This window comes from Candidatus Minimicrobia vallesae (genome assembly GCF_018866205.1).
GTDB lineage: Bacteria > Patescibacteriota > Saccharimonadia > Saccharimonadales > Saccharimonadaceae > Nanosynbacter > Nanosynbacter vallesae.
This window is the reverse complement of record NZ_CP076459.1, coordinates 16,646-32,429: the sequence shown is the minus strand read 5'-3', so window position 1 is coordinate 32,429 and position 15,784 is coordinate 16,646. Positions and strand designations below refer to the sequence as shown.

At 42.1% G+C, this 15,784-nt stretch carries 28 protein-coding genes and 4 tRNA genes; 20 read left to right on the top strand and 12 right to left on the bottom strand.

Features of this window, described 5'->3' with window-relative positions:
- Positions 1 to 57 precede the first annotated feature (57 nt).
- Positions 58 to 1,323, top strand: a complete 1,266-nt coding sequence (locus KOY49_RS00225) for a Mur ligase family protein (RefSeq protein ID WP_232736239.1) — start codon at positions 58 to 60, stop codon at positions 1,321 to 1,323.
- Here KOY49_RS00225 and KOY49_RS00220 read toward each other — a convergent pair.
- Positions 1,320 to 1,949, bottom strand: coding sequence for a glutamate ligase domain-containing protein (locus KOY49_RS00220; RefSeq protein WP_232736238.1), 630 nt, complete (start codon positions 1,947 to 1,949; stop codon positions 1,320 to 1,322). The genes KOY49_RS00225 and KOY49_RS00220 overlap by 4 nt on opposite strands.
- Before the next feature lie 46 nt (positions 1,950 to 1,995).
- Positions 1,996 to 2,634, bottom strand: a complete 639-nt coding sequence (locus tag KOY49_RS00215; RefSeq protein WP_232736237.1) for a Mur ligase family protein — start codon at positions 2,632 to 2,634, stop codon at positions 1,996 to 1,998.
- A 233-nt stretch (positions 2,635 to 2,867) separates the two neighbouring features.
- On the opposite strand from KOY49_RS00215, the gene KOY49_RS05300 reads away from it, so the two are divergent.
- The 9 genes from KOY49_RS05300 to KOY49_RS00190 all read left to right on the top strand — a co-directional run bounded on the left by KOY49_RS05300 (position 2,868) and on the right by KOY49_RS00190 (position 7,440).
- Positions 2,868 to 3,020 carry a hypothetical protein gene (locus tag KOY49_RS05300; protein WP_376787524.1) on the top strand — a complete coding sequence of 51 codons (153 nt, stop codon included), beginning with the start codon at positions 2,868 to 2,870 and terminating at the stop codon, positions 3,018 to 3,020.
- 84 nt (positions 3,021 to 3,104) lie between these two features.
- Positions 3,105 to 3,362, top strand: coding sequence for a tRNA (adenosine(37)-N6)-threonylcarbamoyltransferase complex transferase subunit TsaD (locus tag KOY49_RS00210; RefSeq protein ID WP_232736236.1), 258 nt, complete (start codon positions 3,105 to 3,107; stop codon positions 3,360 to 3,362).
- A gap of 80 nt (positions 3,363 to 3,442) precedes the next feature.
- Positions 3,443 to 3,577 carry a hypothetical protein gene (locus KOY49_RS04825; protein WP_269802154.1) on the top strand — a complete coding sequence of 45 codons (135 nt, stop codon included), beginning with the start codon at positions 3,443 to 3,445 and terminating at the stop codon, positions 3,575 to 3,577.
- A 491-nt stretch (positions 3,578 to 4,068) separates the two neighbouring features.
- Positions 4,069 to 4,605 carry a lipid II:glycine glycyltransferase FemX gene (locus KOY49_RS00205; RefSeq protein ID WP_232736235.1) on the top strand — a complete coding sequence of 179 codons (537 nt, stop codon included), beginning with the start codon at positions 4,069 to 4,071 and terminating at the stop codon, positions 4,603 to 4,605.
- A gap of 273 nt (positions 4,606 to 4,878) precedes the next feature.
- Positions 4,879 to 5,163, top strand: coding sequence for a class I tRNA ligase family protein (locus KOY49_RS00200; RefSeq protein ID WP_232736234.1), 285 nt, complete (start codon positions 4,879 to 4,881; stop codon positions 5,161 to 5,163).
- Entirely contained in the window at positions 5,160 to 5,366 is a 207-nt protein-coding gene (locus KOY49_RS05150) for a class I tRNA ligase family protein (protein ID WP_376787523.1), read from the top strand. Before KOY49_RS00200 ends, KOY49_RS05150 begins: the two co-directional genes overlap by 4 nt.
- Entirely contained in the window at positions 5,363 to 5,500 is a 138-nt protein-coding gene (locus KOY49_RS05145) for a hypothetical protein (RefSeq protein ID WP_332873908.1), read from the top strand. Before KOY49_RS05150 ends, KOY49_RS05145 begins: the two co-directional genes overlap by 4 nt.
- A complete protein-coding gene (locus tag KOY49_RS05140) occupies positions 5,469 to 5,879 on the top strand; it encodes a hypothetical protein (RefSeq protein WP_332873907.1) in 411 nt (136 codons plus the stop codon). The genes KOY49_RS05145 and KOY49_RS05140 overlap by 32 nt, the downstream gene beginning before the upstream one ends.
- Before the next feature lie 46 nt (positions 5,880 to 5,925).
- A complete protein-coding gene (locus KOY49_RS00190; RefSeq protein WP_332873906.1) occupies positions 5,926 to 7,440 on the top strand; it encodes a class I tRNA ligase family protein in 1,515 nt (504 codons plus the stop codon).
- A 1-nt stretch (position 7,441) separates the two neighbouring features.
- Here the strand turns inward: KOY49_RS00190 and KOY49_RS00185 are convergent, their stop codons facing one another.
- Together KOY49_RS00185 and KOY49_RS00180 are read right to left on the bottom strand one after the other, a co-directional pair.
- Positions 7,442 to 7,783, bottom strand: coding sequence for a hypothetical protein (locus tag KOY49_RS00185; protein ID WP_129743614.1), 342 nt, complete (start codon positions 7,781 to 7,783; stop codon positions 7,442 to 7,444).
- Between the two features lie 30 nt (positions 7,784 to 7,813).
- Positions 7,814 to 7,903: transfer RNA gene (locus KOY49_RS00180), tRNA-Ser, on the bottom strand.
- Positions 7,904 to 8,227: 324 nt separating this feature from the next.
- Here KOY49_RS00180 and KOY49_RS00175 point away from each other — a divergent pair.
- The 5 genes from KOY49_RS00175 (at position 8,228) to KOY49_RS00155 (ending at position 9,932) form a co-directional block, all read left to right on the top strand.
- Positions 8,228 to 8,635, top strand: coding sequence for a hypothetical protein (locus KOY49_RS00175; protein WP_232736232.1), 408 nt, complete (start codon positions 8,228 to 8,230; stop codon positions 8,633 to 8,635).
- A 35-nt stretch (positions 8,636 to 8,670) separates the two neighbouring features.
- Positions 8,671 to 9,189 (top strand): hypothetical protein, encoded by a 519-nt coding sequence (locus KOY49_RS00170; protein WP_232736231.1) that lies wholly within the window; start codon positions 8,671 to 8,673, stop codon positions 9,187 to 9,189.
- A 105-nt stretch (positions 9,190 to 9,294) separates the two neighbouring features.
- Positions 9,295 to 9,371: transfer RNA gene (locus tag KOY49_RS00165), tRNA-Arg, on the top strand.
- A gap of 12 nt (positions 9,372 to 9,383) precedes the next feature.
- Positions 9,384 to 9,471 (top strand) — tRNA-Ser (locus KOY49_RS00160).
- Positions 9,472 to 9,479: 8 nt separating this feature from the next.
- Positions 9,480 to 9,932 (top strand): 23S rRNA (pseudouridine(1915)-N(3))-methyltransferase RlmH, encoded by a 453-nt coding sequence (locus KOY49_RS00155; RefSeq protein WP_232736230.1) that lies wholly within the window; start codon positions 9,480 to 9,482, stop codon positions 9,930 to 9,932.
- On the opposite strand, the gene KOY49_RS00150 is transcribed toward KOY49_RS00155, so the two are convergent.
- Entirely contained in the window at positions 9,927 to 10,601 is a 675-nt protein-coding gene (locus tag KOY49_RS00150) for a ComF family protein (protein WP_232736229.1), read from the bottom strand. The two genes, KOY49_RS00155 and KOY49_RS00150, sit on opposite strands and share 6 nt — an antisense overlap.
- A gap of 104 nt (positions 10,602 to 10,705) precedes the next feature.
- On the opposite strand from KOY49_RS00150, the gene KOY49_RS00145 reads away from it, so the two are divergent.
- Positions 10,706 to 11,317 carry an Hsp20/alpha crystallin family protein gene (locus KOY49_RS00145; protein ID WP_232736228.1) on the top strand — a complete coding sequence of 204 codons (612 nt, stop codon included), beginning with the start codon at positions 10,706 to 10,708 and terminating at the stop codon, positions 11,315 to 11,317.
- Here the strand turns inward: KOY49_RS00145 and KOY49_RS00140 are convergent.
- From KOY49_RS00140 to KOY49_RS00110, 7 genes are all read right to left on the bottom strand, one after another.
- Positions 11,301 to 11,549 (bottom strand): pilin, encoded by a 249-nt coding sequence (locus KOY49_RS00140; protein WP_232736227.1) that lies wholly within the window; start codon positions 11,547 to 11,549, stop codon positions 11,301 to 11,303. The two genes, KOY49_RS00145 and KOY49_RS00140, sit on opposite strands and share 17 nt — an antisense overlap.
- Complete coding sequence (locus tag KOY49_RS00135; RefSeq protein ID WP_232736226.1) at positions 11,515 to 11,685, bottom strand: hypothetical protein; 171 nt, start codon at positions 11,683 to 11,685, stop codon at positions 11,515 to 11,517. Before KOY49_RS00135 ends, KOY49_RS00140 begins: the two co-directional genes overlap by 35 nt.
- Before the next feature lie 76 nt (positions 11,686 to 11,761).
- Entirely contained in the window at positions 11,762 to 12,139 is a 378-nt protein-coding gene (locus tag KOY49_RS00130) for an Mbov_0395 family pilin-like conjugal transfer protein (RefSeq protein WP_232736225.1), read from the bottom strand.
- A gap of 8 nt (positions 12,140 to 12,147) precedes the next feature.
- Positions 12,148 to 12,420 carry a DUF6112 family protein gene (locus KOY49_RS00125; protein ID WP_232736224.1) on the bottom strand — a complete coding sequence of 91 codons (273 nt, stop codon included), beginning with the start codon at positions 12,418 to 12,420 and terminating at the stop codon, positions 12,148 to 12,150.
- A gap of 110 nt (positions 12,421 to 12,530) precedes the next feature.
- The gene (locus KOY49_RS00120) at positions 12,531 to 12,806 is read right to left on the bottom strand and encodes a hypothetical protein (RefSeq protein ID WP_232736223.1); all 276 of its coding nucleotides are present in this window, start codon (positions 12,804 to 12,806) and stop codon (positions 12,531 to 12,533) included.
- Positions 12,807 to 12,844: 38 nt separating this feature from the next.
- On the bottom strand, positions 12,845 to 13,216 hold the full coding sequence (locus KOY49_RS00115) for a pilin (protein ID WP_232736222.1): 372 nt from the start codon (positions 13,214 to 13,216) through the stop codon (positions 12,845 to 12,847).
- Positions 13,217 to 13,252: 36 nt separating this feature from the next.
- On the bottom strand, positions 13,253 to 13,624 hold the full coding sequence (locus tag KOY49_RS00110; RefSeq protein ID WP_232736221.1) for a hypothetical protein: 372 nt from the start codon (positions 13,622 to 13,624) through the stop codon (positions 13,253 to 13,255).
- Positions 13,625 to 13,727: 103 nt separating this feature from the next.
- On the opposite strand from KOY49_RS00110, the gene KOY49_RS00105 reads away from it, so the two are divergent.
- From KOY49_RS00105 to KOY49_RS00090, 4 genes are all read left to right on the top strand, one after another.
- Positions 13,728 to 13,805: transfer RNA gene (locus KOY49_RS00105), tRNA-Asp, on the top strand.
- 62 nt (positions 13,806 to 13,867) lie between these two features.
- Positions 13,868 to 14,842, top strand: a complete 975-nt coding sequence (locus tag KOY49_RS00100) for a hypothetical protein (RefSeq protein WP_232736220.1) — start codon at positions 13,868 to 13,870, stop codon at positions 14,840 to 14,842.
- A 49-nt stretch (positions 14,843 to 14,891) separates the two neighbouring features.
- The gene (locus KOY49_RS00095) at positions 14,892 to 15,290 is read left to right on the top strand and encodes a hypothetical protein (protein WP_232736219.1); all 399 of its coding nucleotides are present in this window, start codon (positions 14,892 to 14,894) and stop codon (positions 15,288 to 15,290) included.
- Between the two features lie 70 nt (positions 15,291 to 15,360).
- Positions 15,361 to 15,570 carry a hypothetical protein gene (locus KOY49_RS00090; protein ID WP_232736218.1) on the top strand — a complete coding sequence of 70 codons (210 nt, stop codon included), beginning with the start codon at positions 15,361 to 15,363 and terminating at the stop codon, positions 15,568 to 15,570.
- Positions 15,571 to 15,784: the final 214 nt, after the last annotated feature.

The following is a 15,784-nucleotide window of genomic DNA, read 5'->3' as shown; positions in this document are numbered from 1 at the left end:
GCACTCGTCAAGCTTGAGTGCTAATTTTAATTACTATCAATCTGTTATAATATCTCCATGCAATTATTCAAACATCTCTTAGAAACAATTCTCGGTTCTTACGTAAAAAAATATCTTAAATCTCATCCTGACGCCAAGCTAATTGCCGTAGTTGGCAGCGTTGGTAAAACTAGCGTAAAATCAGCAACCGCCACTGTTTTATCAGAAAAATTCACCGTGCGCCATAGTCGTGGCAATTTGAACACAACCTTAAGTGCGCCGCTGGAAATCTTAGGCGTAGACGGACCAAAAAACGCCAAATCTCCCCTAGCCTGGCTAAAAGTCTTCTCCGCCGCACACGCCAGTATAAAAAACTCTGAATCGCCAGATATAATTATTCAAGAATGCGGTATTGATTGCCCTGGTGAAATGGCTATTTTTATGCGCTATATTCAGCCCGACATTGCCATAATTACCTCTGTTGCTCCTGAGCATATGGAGTTTTTCAAGAATATGGATACGGTAGCTCATGAGGAATTGTCCATTAGCCAAGTCGCTAAAAAAACCATCTTCAACCTTCACGATATCGATGAAAAATATCATAATCTCATAGTTGGAAATCGCGTGAGTTACGGCGACGAATCTGCTGATGTTTTCCTGGAAATTAAAGAAGACTACAGACACTGGTTGTATTGTCAATTTAAGACACTCTGCGAAGAAACTTCTCAGGATATAAATATTTCTGTATTAGGCAAGCACAATATTCGCTCAATCACTGGCGCGGCGGCGGCGGGGTTAGCTTGCGGAATGAATATTGAAGAAGTTGCGGCGGCTTTAACAAAAATCAGACCAGTTTCAGGTAGAATGAATATTTTACGCGGCATACGCGGCTGTACGTTGCTGGACGACACTTACAACGCCAGTCCTATTGCCATGGAAAATTCGTTAAAAACGCTCTATTCCATCTCTGCCAATCATAAAATTGCCGTATTGGGCGATATGAATGAATTGGGTGAAACATCCGAATCGGAGCATAAAAAAATCGGTGAAATTTGTGACCCTAAACAGTTAGAATTGCTCATCACCGTCGGTAAAATGGCTAAAAAACACCTCGCACCAATTGCTGAAAAAAATGGCTGTAAAGTAGTTTCTTTTGACACGGCGCTTGAAGCTGGAGAATTCCTGAAAAATAGCGACATTAAAGATACGACTATTCTATTCAAAGGCTCGCAGGGCGGCATTTACCTTGAAGACGCTGTGAAAGAATTGCTACTCGACCCAAGCGATGCAGAAAAATTAGTTCGCCAATCACAAAGCTGGATGAAACAGATTAAAGCAGGTTAAATTTTACGACTCTTTTTCTCAATCTCAGAAATAATTTCCTGAACGACGACCTTCTTGTCATTCCACGGAATTCGCTTGCCATTCACAATTCGGTACTGCTCATGACCCATACCCGTAATCAGAACCGTATCGCCACGAACAGCCGACCTCAGAGCTTGATAAATCGCCTGTTTTCGATCAGCAATTTCCGTCATTTTATGAGCCTTTTTCGTTCGCTCAATTCCCTGACGAATCATTGCCCGAATTTCATCTGGATTTTCGTTGTAGCTTTCCTCGTCAGTTAGGAAAATCCTATCTGCCAAATTAGCCGCCAGCTCGCCCATAATCGGACGCTTTGTCTTATCTCTGTCGCCGCACGCACCAAACACCAAAGTTAATCGCCCCTTGGTAATTTTATGAGTGGTTTTTAGCAATTTTTCCAACGCGTCTGGCGTGTGCGCATAATCCACAATAATATCAATTCCAAGCTTATTTTCTACTCGCTCGAATCGTCCAGGAATCGTCTCCAGGTTCGCCACGCCCTCTTGGATATCTTCTAACTTTATTCCCAACAAATATGCCAACGACACCGCAGCCGACATATTCTTCACGTTAAATTCGCCAGGCAAATTAGTCGCCAGCTCCAAATGAGTTTGATGATCAATCCAGTAGACTCGCCTCTGTTCCCTTTTTCTATAACTTAACGTGTGTTAAGTGAGCTTCAGCTTCCGGATTCGTCCCGTAAGTCATTTTCTCGCCAGAAGCCGTAAACTTGTCAAAATATTCAAACCACTCGTCATCACGATTCAGTACGATATATTTCGGCTTTTTCTCAAACAATTTAGCCTTAGCTGCCGCGTAAGCTTCCATCGTTTTATGATAATCCAAATGGTCTTGAGTCAAATTAGTCATCACCGCCGCCTCAATTGGCACGCCGTCAAATTTATGTTGTGACAGAGCGTGACTTGTTGCCTCTAAAATCACATATTCCACGCCTTCACGCTGAGCCGTCTGGAAAAAGCTAAACAGCCTTGCTACAGTCGGAACTGTCGCATTCAAATCATTTATCTTTTCCTTTCCAGTAATTTCAATCACCGCCGTCGTAAATAATGCAGTCTTAAAGCCAGCCTCTTTCAAGATCTCATTGATATAACACGCGGTCGTAGTTTTCCCGTTTGTCCCTGTTACTGCGATAATTCTCAAGCCACGAGCTGGATTGCCGTATCTTAGGCTAATCATCTTCGTGCGCGCAACTCTATAGGCGTTTTTGGTTTTTTCCAAAGCTCCTTGAGGTAGCGTTTTTCTAGCAATTTTTACCAACTCGTTTTTCATAATACCCATTTTACCACTTATATTTGCTATAATAAAAACAAATGAGAGAATTTTGGGAATTGAGAATCCAGTTGCGACGAAACAGCGGCGTCAATAGTTGAAGATGGCGAACGCTTGCTTTCAAATGTCGTCAATTCTCAAATTGATATTCATGCAGAATACGGCGGAGTTATTTGAGAAATTGCCGCTCGTAGTCACTTGGAAGTTGTAAATCCCGTCATTAAAAAAGCTTTTTGTCTGACGCAAATTGCACTTGGGATGATATTGACGCCATCGCTGTTGCTTACGCGCCGGGGCTTATTGGCTCGTTATTAATCGGCACTCTCGCCGCCAGAGCTCATCAGCTATTATCCATAATAAGCCGCTCTTTAAGATTCATCATGTAGAAGCTCACGTGTACGCTTAATTTTATCAATAAGCAAGCTGACAATTTATCTCTAACATTGCCGAAACAGCAGCCGTCATTCCCTATGCTTTCGTTGATCGTTTCAGGCGGGCATTCACAACTTGTCCTATTTAAAAATCACGGTGATTATCAGCTTATTGGACAAACTCAAGACGACTTGTGGTTGGCAGAAGCTTTTGATAAAGTTGCTAAAATCATCGGTTTGCCATATCCTGGCGGCCCAGCCATTGCTAAAGTCGCTGAACTTGGCGATCCACCCGCGTTCCACTTGCCTATCGCCAGATTATCCGGCGAATACGATTTTTTCCTTCTCTGGGCTTAAGACAGCCGTTTTGAGAGCCGTTCAGCACGAAGTCGGTAAAGACTTCACTTTTCCCTCTCATGAGCTTCCAGCGCTCGTAGATGACGAATTACGACGTAATATGGCGGCGAGTTTCCAAATATACAGCCATAAAAACTCTCGTAAATAAAACCAAGAAGGCGTTTGACAATTTCCAGCCAGCCTCTGTTGTAATCGCTGGCGGAGTCGCCAGCTAATCAAGAATTGCGCCGTCAATTACGCGAAGCTTTGCCAATTGACATCGAATATGCCCCCTATCCAGCTCTGTACAGATAACGCCGCGATGATTGCTACTCTCGGTTATTTCAGATCTCAAATTGACGAGCCTACAGATCCATACGATTTGGAAGTTCAGCCAAGTTTATCAATGACAGCAATATAACGTTGTGAGGATTACAACATGAATCAACATTTTCTACAATCATCAGCTTGGGAAAAATTCCAACAATCGCTCGGTCGAAAAGTCTTTCACAACAGAGGTGAAGGATGGGAATATTTCGCAATATTAGAGCATGGTACGGGCAATTCTCGCCTATATTGCCGCTTTTGGTCCAACTGTCATTAATGAAGAAGCGTCTACGGTTGGCGTTAAAAGACTTTGTTAGTCTGGGTAAAAAAACTTGGCGTAACTTTCCTTAGAGTCGGACCAATTAAACCCACCTTTTTCTAAGGTGTTATCTGATGAGCATTGGAGAAAGCCACTTATGTCCATTTGCAGCCAGAACATACGCATGTTATCAATCTCCAGCAGCCAGAGGAAGAGATTATAGCAAGCATGGCGCAACCTGTAAGGAATTGTTATAGGAATTATCATAAAAAAGGTGTAACTGTTCATCAATCTCAAAGCCCGGACGATATTAAATATTTCCTAGAATTGATACACGAAGTTGCCAAACGAACCGGCATGTCGCCGCACCCAGATTCATATTTTCATAAGCAAGCTGGTTTCCTACTTCCATCCAAGGATGCTTCATTTTGGTATGCAACATATGACAATAAAGTAATTGCTACTGCCCTATTTTTCGACTCAAAAACAACTCGAATTTACGCGCATGCGGCTGTAAATTCTACGCCAGAATATCGCAAACTTAATGCTGGAACTGCCCTGCTCGCCGAAGCGATAATCGATGCAAAACATCGTCAAATGGAGAAAGTCGATTTATACGGAATTGCTCCTGAAAACGCGCCAAAAAATCACCCGTGGGCTGGCTTTACGAAAGTTTAGGCGATCGTTCGGCGGCGAAGATATCTATTCTGGGTCAACCTGGGAACTTCCTTTAAAGCCACTTCAATATTGGCTATATCGAGCGTATCAAACGATCAGAAAATAACCTTATTTTATCCATCCCTCGCACCACATAAATTTGTGGTATAATTAAGATGTAATATAAACATGTGGAGAAATTAGAGGATTACGATATTTAAGGGCTTTTGCACGTGAAAAGCTACTTTTGTTTTCTTTTGTCTTTTTTCACATGAAAAAACCATGGAATAACTTATGCAGCTAGCTAAACAATACATACCAAACGATTACGAACCGAATATTTATGCCCTCTGGGAAACTAGTGAGGCTTTAGAACCAACAGGGGTAGGCAAGCCGTATTCAATCATTATGCCGCCACCTAACGCGAATGGTAATCTGCATATCGGGCATGCACTCGATATGAATTTGAAGGATAATTTTGATTCGTTATCACCGAATGAAGGAGTGACGACGCTGTATTTATTCCAGGCGCCGACCACGCTGGGTTTGAAACTTGGGTTGTGTATGAAAGGGAATTGACGAAGCAAGGGAAGAGTCGCTTCGATTTTTCACGTGACCAATTGTATAGTCAAGTTTGGAATTTTGTACAAGAAAAACGCGGCAATATGGAGCTGCAATTGCGCGCGTTAGGTGTTGGTGCGTCATGGAAGCATTTGACGTTCACTCTGGACGATAAAGTTATCAACACTGTATACGATACATTTAGGGAAAATGTGGGATGACAATTTGGTTTACAGAGGTGAGCGAATTGTCGAATTATTGTACCGAACACCAAACCAGCTTTGCTGACATCGAGGTAGAACATAAGAACGAGGAAAGGGAAGTTGTGGAAAATAGCTTACCCGACATTAGATAAAATTGGCGAGATTATCATAGCTACTACGCGCCCAGAAACTATGCTCGGCGACGTTGCTGTGGCGGTTCATCCAGACGATGAGCGATACAAAAAATTGATTGGAACTCGCATTTTACTGCCGATTGTCGATAAGGAAATTCCTATCATCGCGGACGAATACGTCGATATGAGCTACGGTACCGGTGCGGTTAAGATTACGCCAGCACACGATCCGAACGACTTTGAAATTGCAAAACGCCATGATTTGCCTCTAGAGTCAATTATCAGCCCAGAAGGGAAGATGATAAACGTGCCAGCGCAGTTCTTGGGATTAACGCCAGTAGAAGCTCGCGCTCGAGTTTCTGGAAGCGTTGGAGGCGCTGGAGCTACGCCGCGGTGAGACTGAAATTGAACACGCCGTTGGACATTGTTATAAGTGTGGCAGCGTGATTGAGCCAATGATTAAAGAGCAGTGGTTTATTAAAACGCAATCACTCGCACAGCCAGCAATTGACGCGCTTAAAAAAGAAGAAATCACTTTTTATCCAGCATCCAAGCGCAAAGAACTTATCGCATATCTTGAGCAATTGAAAGACTGGAATATTTCACGACAGATTCCATGGGGAATACCAATTCCTGCGTTTGTAAATGAAAACGACCCTAAGGATTGGATATTCGACACTCGCACCAACGAGCAGAGTATTGTTGTAAATGGCACAACATATATCAGGGAAGAGGATACCTTTGACACTTGGTTCTCATCTGGTCAATGGCCATATATCGTAACGGATTATTTAACTGGCGGCGATTTAGCTAATTATTTCCCAACTGACATGATGGAAACTGGTATGGATATTATGCGCGCATGGGTTTCTCGAATGATCATGCTTAGCCTATACCGAACAGGGAAGTTACCGTTCAAAGAAGTTTATCTACACGGAATGGTTAATGACGAGCACAATCAAAAAATGTCCAAGTCTAAGGGTAACGTTATCAATCCAATGGAATTGGTTGCGGAATTCGGATCTGACGCAACGCGCATGGGAGTTATTTCTGGGCGAGCGCCAGCTCAAAGCCAAGCCTTCAACAAGGGATCAGTTATTGCGGCACGCAACTTCTGCAATAAGCTATGGAATATTGCCAGGTTTGTCGAGGCGCAAATTGGCGATAATCACCAAATTGTCGACTTAGAGCCACAAACTCCGGCCGATCACTGGATTATTCGCCAATTGAACGACGCCGCCAACAACATTGCCGTTAGAATAGAGCAATATCGCTTCTCAGAGGCATCAGAAACTGTTTATCACACCATTTGGGACGACGTGGCTGACTGGTACATTGAATCGTCTAAGACTGCGATCAATCGTCCGTTACTATCTTGGGTTTTGGCAACTTCTTTGAAAATCGCTCATCCGTTTGCGCCGTTCGTTACGGAAACAATTTGGCAAACACTCAATTACACCGACGGCATTTTGATGCGTGAAGCTTGGCCGACTCCAGAAAAGTTCGATCCGATTGCCGCTGAGCAATTCGAGCAACTTAAGCTTCTGGTTGCTGAAGGTCGCTGGGTGATTGCTGAACTGCCAGGGAATAAGAAATATCGATTGTTATACGGCAACGACAGTCTTATCGCCGACAATCAAGACACAATTAAGCATCTGATGCGGCTTGAGGCAATTGAACACACGGATCAGCCGCGTGGACTGAGATTGGCGGCGGCAAACAGGGAAGCGTGGCTAGATATTGATAGCGAAACTCTGTACCAACATCAGGAAAATTTGGAAATGCGCCTAGCCGAAGCACGTCAGAAATTGGCGGGATTAAAGAAGCGCCTGGAAAATCCGACTTACGTTGAGAAGGCGCCAGCTCACCTTGTCGAGGAAACTCGCGAGCAATTAGCCGAGCAAGAAAAAATCATTACTCGGCTTGTTTCGGAACTGGAAGTAATTAGCTTAAAATAGCCTAGCTTACACCTTCAAAATCAAGGTGATATCCGTCAAAAGTATGTTGACCACGAGCGGCATATTTTTGGCGTAATCGCTTCTTATCGTTGTTACGAGGTGTAGTTCGCGGTCGCGCTGAACCTTCTTTCAACACATTTGACAATTGAGCGTGTTCTGGATGAGTATGAGGCTTTGTTTCTGGCATTTTTATTTCACCCTCAACGTCACTTTGAACGCTATATGTTTTCCAAGATGACAAAAACGCTTTATCGACGTTGGTATCGTGCAGCAGCACACCAAACGCTACATTCAAACTGACAAACATAGTTGTAACGGTGAAAAACTGTTGTACTAAATTCATTTTTATTCTTTGTTTTTTGTCTCCGTTGGGTGGCGGAAACGGTGGGATTCGAACCCACGAAGGACTTACGCCCTTAGCGGATTTCGAGTCCGCTGCATTCAGCCTCTCTGCCACGTTTCCTGTGTGCGGCACAAACCGCAATTTTGGCGGAAGGGGTGGGATTCGAACTCTCGGTGGGTTTTCACCGCCCGCCGGTTTTCAAGACCGTTGCCTTCAACCGCTCTGTCACGCTTCCGTGTTATCTCTGAATTTTGGCGGATGATGGCCGGGCTTCTTTTTTTTGGCTAGTGCCTTCTTTTCGTGCTGCCCGCATTTAGACCCATTGGTTTCCCTTGGAGGCCGCTTGGTTGTAGGCGTAGCCTTCGCTTTCGAACTGTTTGAGTCGTATCGTGGTCGGTGTCGTTGTGTTCGGTGGCTTTATGGTCCATCGGGTCTAATAGAATTATGATAAAAGAATACGTCTCTAAAATTACAATAGGATTACTTACAATTGGGTTCGGTGTAGCTTTAGCAACCGCTCCAGTTTCCGCATTAGGCGAAGGTGGTGCTCCAGCTGGAATTAACGCGGCACGCGGCGACAATACGCCATCCAACTTGGCTAATGGCGATTCATCAATCGTAAGGCGAGCCATCAACATTATGCTATTCGGCGTCGGCGTCTTAAGTGTCGTTATGCTAATCTTCGGCGGTTTCCGCTACGTAATATCTGGCGGTAAAAAAGAATCTGTCACAAACGCCAAAAACACAATTTTATATGCAATCATCGGTCTATTAATCGCAGTCTTTGCTTACGCCATAATCAACTTCATCCTTGGCGCAGCTTTAAGCGGCGGATCAACCACTAACGTTTAATTGTTCGCTAATTCTCATCGTGATATACTAACGTCATGAACGATAGTCCAGAAAACCAAGACTTTGAAACGCCATCACCTGACAGGCTTGATTTAACCGAGCCAATAGCTTGGAACGCACCAGAAGGCGTGCAAGTTCAACGCGGTAAATTGTGGTACGTGTTTTTTGTCATCGTGTTGATAGGATTAATGGCTTTGGCGATTTTAGTGTTTAAGAACTGGACTTTCGCTGTTTTACTGCCAATTATGGCTGTAGCCTTGTTTGTATTATCAAACAAAACCCCACAAGTAATAAACTACGCGATTAGCCCCAAAGGCATTTACATCGCCGATGTTTTACACGATTTTAGCGAATTTCGCGCATTTGGATTAATTCACGAAAACAACCAACATTCGATTCTATTATTGCCAGTAAAACGATTTTCGCCAGGTTTGACTATTTATTTTTCCGAAGCAGAGGGCGAAAGAATCGTCGATATGCTCGGAGCGCGCCTACCAATGCAAGAAATTAAGCCAGACGCCTTAGAGAAGTTTATTCGGCTGATAAAGCTATAGCTTGATTGACTATATTTTATGTGGTAGAATACAAAAGTTCAGTGCTTTATAGCAATGAAGGTACCTTATATTTTTGTTGTTGCGGCTCTTTTTGAAAGGCTGTATGCACCCGTAGCTCAGCTGGATAGAGCGCTGGCTTGCGGAGCCAGAGGTCGTAAGTTCGAATCTTGCCGGGTGTACCAATTAACCTTTACGGAGAGGTGCAGGAGTGGTTGAACTGGCCGCTCTCGAAAAGCGGTATGGGGCAACTCATCGAGGGTTCGAATCCCTCTCTCTCCGCCATAGATATTATGAAAATCACCATTATAACAATCGGAAAAAAGCACGAAGCCTGGGTTCAACCAGGCATTTTTCGTTTTTTAGAGCGTCTACGAGCACCTTTTGCTGCGGAAATGATTATTCTACCGCATTCAAGCTTTGAAGGCGACAGAGCGCGCCAGGAAGAGTCTGAGCGTATTTTTTCACGCCTTAATTCGGACGACTTCGTTATTTTGCTCGATGAGCGCGGTAAGAACCTATCATCACCGGAATTATCTGACCTAATAACCGAACATATCGACAAGCACATTGTCTTCATCATCGGTGGCGCTTACGGAGTTACTAGCGACTTGCGCCAAAAATCCAACATCGTCTGGTCGTTATCGAACTTAGTGTTTCCACACCAATTAGTTCGTCTTATTTTAGCTGAGCAATTATACCGCGCCCAAGAAATCCATCGCGGCAGTCATTATCATCACTCATAGCTTCGGACGCCCATGCCTGGCAATAACCGCAATTTCCACGTGTTTGGCGCCATTTTTCTTCAAACATTCCGCCGCCGCCAACACAGTTGAGCCAGTCGTAAAGATATCATCAATAATGATATATCGCTTATTTTTATCAACTTTACCCGCAATTTCAAAAAACTCCTTTGCTTGACGTTTTCTCTGGGCGGAAGACTTCGTAAAGTGCTGAGTTACGTTATTTCTACGCCGAAGCAGGGAACGACATTCTATTTTTCTACGTCGAGATAGTTTAATAGCAATTTTTCGGATATGATCAAATCCACGACGCCGAATATTCTTAGAAATTGTAGGAATTGGTATGATTACTGTATCTGGCGGCAATTCAGGCAGGGCTTCGTCTAAGAACTCGCTTAGTAAATCAGCCGCCGCCTGAACGCGATTGAACTTATAATCATCAATAATCTTTGCGACAACACCTGTGCGTCGCGAAAAACACCAGATCATATCACAGGGAAGATTATGCTTTTTACATAAGTTGCCATTCTCCAATAAATCACCACATAATACACACATATCATACTTCCGACTGATGATGTATTTTTTACAATCTAAGCATAAAATATCACCGGTTTTACCACACTTATAACAGTGGTGAGGAGCGATGATTGATGGTAGTGTGTCAAACATTGTAATTTTTACGTTTTAAGCCTTTCTCTGTTGATTATAACGCACATTACAGTTATACTAATAAAGACTTTGTCAATGAGCCTATTATAAAAGTGGAGGAAATTATGGCCCGAAAGCAAGATGATACATTACTAACAGAACAGGAATTGGCAGCGGCGTTTATTGATGATGATAACGACGATCTGCTACCTGGTTTTAACGACGACAATAGTAGAAGCAACAGTACACCAGCAACACGATCCGATGACAACTGGGAAGATGAGGCTGATGATGCAATGGGTCAATTGGCTGTTGACGTTTTTGAGACAGAAAATAACCTAGTTATCAAAGCTCGTACTGCCGGCGTAGATCGAAACGACCTAGACGTAAGCATTTCTGACGGCATCTTAACAATTAGCGGCACACTGTCTAGCGGCGACGAAGCAGATGTTCGCCAATGGCACATCCAAGAATGCTACTGGGGCGAATTCAGTCGTACATTAGCATTGCCAACCGCTGTGAATGAAGAAGGCGTTAAGGCAGAATTAAAAGATGGCGTTTTGACAATTACTTTTGAAAAGATAAAGCAAGAAAAGAGCAAAGAAGATTCAAGTTCTGTAAAAACCATTTCACAGAAAATACCGTCACAAGTTGGCGGTATTTTTTTAGCCATAAAAAAAGAACCTCATCAGCGAGGCTCTTTTTTATCACTGGGAAGGATTATGATCCTGATGTAAACTTATCGATAACCATATTGACGATTGCGTATGCCAAAATTGCAACCACCAAACCGACAATTGCGTACAAAACTGTGTTCTTAGCTGCCTGAACCTTATTGCTATCACCAGCTGAAGTGGTGTAGCGGATACCACCCCAGATAAGCATAATAACGCTCAATGCACCAACAGCAAACAAGAATATATTTACAAACTGCTTAACCAAAGCTTTGAGGGTCTGAAGTGGTTTCATTTACACCATCTCCTTTTGCGCTGTTTACACCACTATTTAGGGTAAAGTCTCCTTCAGCGCTTGCAGCTGGAGCTACAGCCAAAGCAACAGTTGGTACTACCAGTAGTCCCGCCAAGATTAATTTTAATTTATTCATTGTTATTTTCTCCTTGTTTAATGATATTACTATTATACATTTTTATCTGTTATTTGCAAAACTAATTATGGATTTATTATAGTCGATTTATAACCATATTGACAATCGCCCATGCCATGATAGCCACAATTAATCCAACTACTGAATAAATGAGCGTATTCTGAGCAGATTTTGTCTTTGATGCGTCGCCAGATGAAGTAATATAGCGAAAACCACTAAAAATAATCATAATAACAGACAAAATACCCACAGCCCAAAGTAAAACATTAACTACTGTTTTTATTAGACCGCCATCACCGTCAATACTTTTACCTTTCATTTCCGATGTTGTAGCCGTATCAATTCCTTTAGATACCTGGGCAGAAACACTGCCCGACAGGGAAGTGGTAGATAAAACTGACACCCCAAACACCGCACAGGTCATAATTGCTATTGATATTATTGATTTTTTCATATTTTCTCCTAATTAAACCTATTAAATACAAAATTGACAATTGCTGATGCGAATAATGACACTGCCAAGCCAACTACCGCATATAAAACAGTATTCCTGGCTTTTGCGGCTTTCTGGGCGTCACCACTGGAAAGTGCAAACATAATACCACCAATAACTATCATAATAATCGAAATAGCACCAACGGCCGTAAGTAGAACTTCAACGATAGTTTTTATAATACCGTTCACTTGAGTTTCGCCAGTGTCTTTATTTTTACAATAGACAGAGTTATTTTTCATTTCCTGAGCAAATATTAATACCGTTAGCTGCAGATACCGCTGGAGTAAACACTCCAAGGAGCCCAATCATTAGTATTCCAGCGGTCAGGATTTTTGTAAAAATCTTCATCTTAAACCTTTCCTATAATATAACCTGTTATAGCAATCGCACTAGCAATAATAACCAAACCAATGACTGAATATAGAATAGCATTCTTTGCGCTGGCAGTTTTGGACGGATCGCCAGAGGACAGGGAATAGTTTATTCCAGCAATAATCACCACAATAACAGCTACGACACCAGCCACCCAAAATGCGAAATTAACAAACTTCATAATATCTACACCATTATTCTCGGCACACCAAGAGCATCTGGCTCTCCCTAATAATCCAGCAAAAAATTCCATATATCTCATTTTATACCCCTATCTTTGATGATATAAAGTTAACCAACCGCAACAGAAGCTAGGGCAATAACCAAGCCAATCGCGGCACTCATAATAGTTTTTCGTCCATGAGCAGCCTTATCTGGAGCTCCGTTACTGGTCATCATCAAGAAACCACCGTACATGATATATCCAATAGTCGTGTAGCCGATAAGCTGCAGCAAATCATCAACGATATTAAGTGCGATTTTCCAAATATAGTTAGCTTGAGAATTAGCATCTGCGCCTGGACTTCTAAGGGAACAGTCATTATTAGTTAAACCGCTATACCATGGTTTTAACGTTAAAATTTTTCCCTTATTAGAACACGCATCGTTATCGTCCGCAAAAGAAGTATTCGGGAAAGTTACACTCGCCCCAAACGACCCCATAATCAATTAAAGACATAGCTATTATAATCTTCTTCATTAATCGAAAACTCCTCCTGGAATAATAAAGTTGGTAATTGCCACCATAAATGCAAACATTATTATCCCAATGACAGTATTCGTCCAAACTTCACGCGCTTTTTTTATCTTATCTGGACTACCCTCAGAAGTGGTATATAAGAATGCCCCGTATATAACAGCACCAACCGCCGCAACTCCAATACCAGCGGTTAAGATCTTAATAACTTGCTTGATTATGTTGATAATTGCCGTGCTACCTTCGCCTTCACAAGAAATAACAGAAGTTTCCGCGCCGCCACAGCTGGTAGCTAAAGCTATTCTGGGTATAAAAACACTTCCTGCGATTACTGTTGCGATGAATATACTGATTACAATATTTCTTTTTGTCATAAAATTTTCTCTTATACCTAAATTGTAAAATAGTCAAGCGAAAAAAGCAAACATTTTCCTTGAAAAGACAGAAGTAATCTGATAATATAAGGGATATTGATATGCGCTCGTAGTGAAGTTGGCCTATCACGCCTCCCTGTCACGGAGGAGATCGCCGGTTCGAATCCGGTCGAGCGCGCCACAGATATTTTCACCCCTCGACAGGGTGTTTTTTTATGAAAATATTCTGTATTTATTGCATTTATGTGCAATTTATGTTATGATATCGCCAATTGGACTGGGAAGTCTAAGGAGTTTTACAATAAAATACCTGACAATGTCAGAGAAAGGACCCCAAGCGTTATGGTTTATAACCCTAATAAGCTTAATAACCCAAGCGGTTCAGAACTACCAAAAAAAATAATGGCACTAATTGGCACGGCAGCACTTGCATTTGGAGTGGCGGGATGTAATAGAGAGACTCACAGCGAACCAACTCCAGACATCACAACATCTACAGCGCAAGAAACTCAGAGTCCAGCACCAGAGTTGTCGCCAGATAAAACACCAGCCTCAAGAAAGACTGATGTTGAAGAAATGCTAAAACCCCTAAAAGACTGGAATTACGAAGGTATTGATCTGAGTATCTTAGACGACAAGAATGCCTCTAGAGAAGACTTGGTAGGAATTTTAGATCAGTTTATTAGAAATAACTATGATAACGGTGAAGAGCCTGTTTTTGATCCAGTAACAAAGAAAACAGCTTGGAGTGCATTGAGAATAATCCGACTAATTCAAATGCTTAGTGTTGATCATTCTGATGACGCAAACTACACAAGGGCAATGAATCTAGCTACGGCTATGTTTAATCCGGAAAAGACTGAAGAATTAGAAAAATTCAAAGAAGCAATAAGAAAGCTTTGGGCAGCTTCAAACCCAACATCTCCTACATGCAAAAAGGAACTCTGTACCGTTGAACAGCGATCGCTTTATTATGACTACACTGAAATACTGAGAGTAAGTAAACAACCTATCGCAGTCAATAATTCTAAAGGAACGAAAGATTCAGTTGTTAGATTTGAGGCAAGTGGAGCAACCATAACTGTGCCATCAAATAATAAGGACTTCGAAGCCAGTCCTATTAATATGTCCGTAGAAGTTAATACGTCGAACATTCAACATCTGATTGAACTTAACGAGATAACATTCGGTGTAGAAAAAAAAGCATGGTGGTCTTAGGGTCACTAATCTTACCATGACAATACCGCATATGCTATAATGCAAGCATATGCGGTATTTTTACTATAATCCTATAAAACCACTGCTGATTATTTTATTTGCATCGCTAGCTTTTATAATTTTGCAGCCAATTTTAGTTGCATATGCGGATGACGCAACCTCCAAACCTATTAAAGGAGGTGCCGTTATCTGTAATACTGAATATGGTAATTACAAGAAAACCCCTCAAGGTGAAGAAAGTAAAGATGATGGATGGTGGTGGTGTTATAGTAGTAAAAGTAACCATAGAGTGAGCTATGACAGACTTAAATGTGATAGTGGATATAAAGCTGAATCACGAGAAGTACAGGGATCAACACCTAAGGAAGGACCCTATTCACAGGGTAGGTGTGTGAAATTATCAAAGAGGAAATGCCAGAAAAAGGTTCTCAATAGAGGTTGTCACTAATCAAGTAAATATGCCCAATCTAGAGGAAGTTCTAAAAACCGAAGATTACCAATAGTACTTGGTATATGGGTTGTCGGACAGCGAAAAACTCGAGGCTGGATGCGCAACTATTAGCGGAAGTATCAGTTGCGATCAAATGCACAAAAAAGCTGTCGCAAAGAAATTACCAGGGATTTGTATAGTTGAAGCTGAAGAAGCTGTATCCTTCAAATACGGAGATACTGATCTAGTGCCAAGAATCAATATTTCACCGACTGTGTTAGCTCAAGATCAGGCATAAAGATCAAGTCACACAAAATATGACAGCTATAGCCTGGGATAACATTAAAGAGATGGACGTGCCAGCTCAGCTAAAAAGGCAGAAAATAATTTACTAAGCCAGAAGAAAGATGAAGCGAAAAATTCGTGTGGCGTCGACGGTGTGGGATGGCTTGTTTGTCCTTTAATGAGTTTTGCTGGCAGTCTTGGTGATTCTTCTTATTCTGCAATATCTT

Bases quoted from the DNA above. Each gene is read 5' to 3' on its own strand.
- KOY49_RS00225 (WP_232736239.1), top strand. From the start codon at position 58: ATGCAATTATTCAAACATCTCTTAGAAACAATTCTCGGTTCTTACGTA.
- KOY49_RS00215 (WP_232736237.1), bottom strand. From the start codon at position 2,634: ATGAAAAACGAGTTGGTAAAAATTGCTAGAAAAACGCTACCTCAAGGA.
- KOY49_RS00210 (WP_232736236.1), top strand. From the start codon at position 3,105: ATGCTTTCGTTGATCGTTTCAGGCGGGCATTCACAACTTGTCCTATTT.
- KOY49_RS04825 (WP_269802154.1), top strand. From the start codon at position 3,443: ATGACGAATTACGACGTAATATGGCGGCGAGTTTCCAAATATACAGCC.
- KOY49_RS00200 (WP_232736234.1), top strand. From the start codon at position 4,879: ATGCAGCTAGCTAAACAATACATACCAAACGATTACGAACCGAATATT.
- KOY49_RS05145 (WP_332873908.1), top strand. From the start codon at position 5,363: ATGACAATTTGGTTTACAGAGGTGAGCGAATTGTCGAATTATTGTACC.
- KOY49_RS00185 (WP_129743614.1), bottom strand. From the start codon at position 7,783: ATGAATTTAGTACAACAGTTTTTCACCGTTACAACTATGTTTGTCAGT.
- KOY49_RS00175 (WP_232736232.1), top strand. From the start codon at position 8,228: ATGATAAAAGAATACGTCTCTAAAATTACAATAGGATTACTTACAATT.
- KOY49_RS00170 (WP_232736231.1), top strand. From the start codon at position 8,671: ATGAACGATAGTCCAGAAAACCAAGACTTTGAAACGCCATCACCTGAC.
- KOY49_RS00155 (WP_232736230.1), top strand. From the start codon at position 9,480: ATGAAAATCACCATTATAACAATCGGAAAAAAGCACGAAGCCTGGGTT.
- KOY49_RS00150 (WP_232736229.1), bottom strand. From the start codon at position 10,601: ATGTTTGACACACTACCATCAATCATCGCTCCTCACCACTGTTATAAG.
- KOY49_RS00145 (WP_232736228.1), top strand. From the start codon at position 10,706: ATGGCCCGAAAGCAAGATGATACATTACTAACAGAACAGGAATTGGCA.
- KOY49_RS00140 (WP_232736227.1), bottom strand. From the start codon at position 11,549: ATGAAACCACTTCAGACCCTCAAAGCTTTGGTTAAGCAGTTTGTAAAT.
- KOY49_RS00135 (WP_232736226.1), bottom strand. From the start codon at position 11,685: ATGAATAAATTAAAATTAATCTTGGCGGGACTACTGGTAGTACCAACT.
- KOY49_RS00130 (WP_232736225.1), bottom strand. From the start codon at position 12,139: ATGAAAAAATCAATAATATCAATAGCAATTATGACCTGTGCGGTGTTT.
- KOY49_RS00125 (WP_232736224.1), bottom strand. From the start codon at position 12,420: ATGAAAAATAACTCTGTCTATTGTAAAAATAAAGACACTGGCGAAACT.
- KOY49_RS00120 (WP_232736223.1), bottom strand. From the start codon at position 12,806: ATGGAATTTTTTGCTGGATTATTAGGGAGAGCCAGATGCTCTTGGTGT.
- KOY49_RS00115 (WP_232736222.1), bottom strand. From the start codon at position 13,216: ATGGGGTCGTTTGGGGCGAGTGTAACTTTCCCGAATACTTCTTTTGCG.
- KOY49_RS00110 (WP_232736221.1), bottom strand. From the start codon at position 13,624: ATGACAAAAAGAAATATTGTAATCAGTATATTCATCGCAACAGTAATC.
- KOY49_RS00100 (WP_232736220.1), top strand. From the start codon at position 13,868: ATGTGCAATTTATGTTATGATATCGCCAATTGGACTGGGAAGTCTAAG.
- KOY49_RS00095 (WP_232736219.1), top strand. From the start codon at position 14,892: ATGCGGTATTTTTACTATAATCCTATAAAACCACTGCTGATTATTTTA.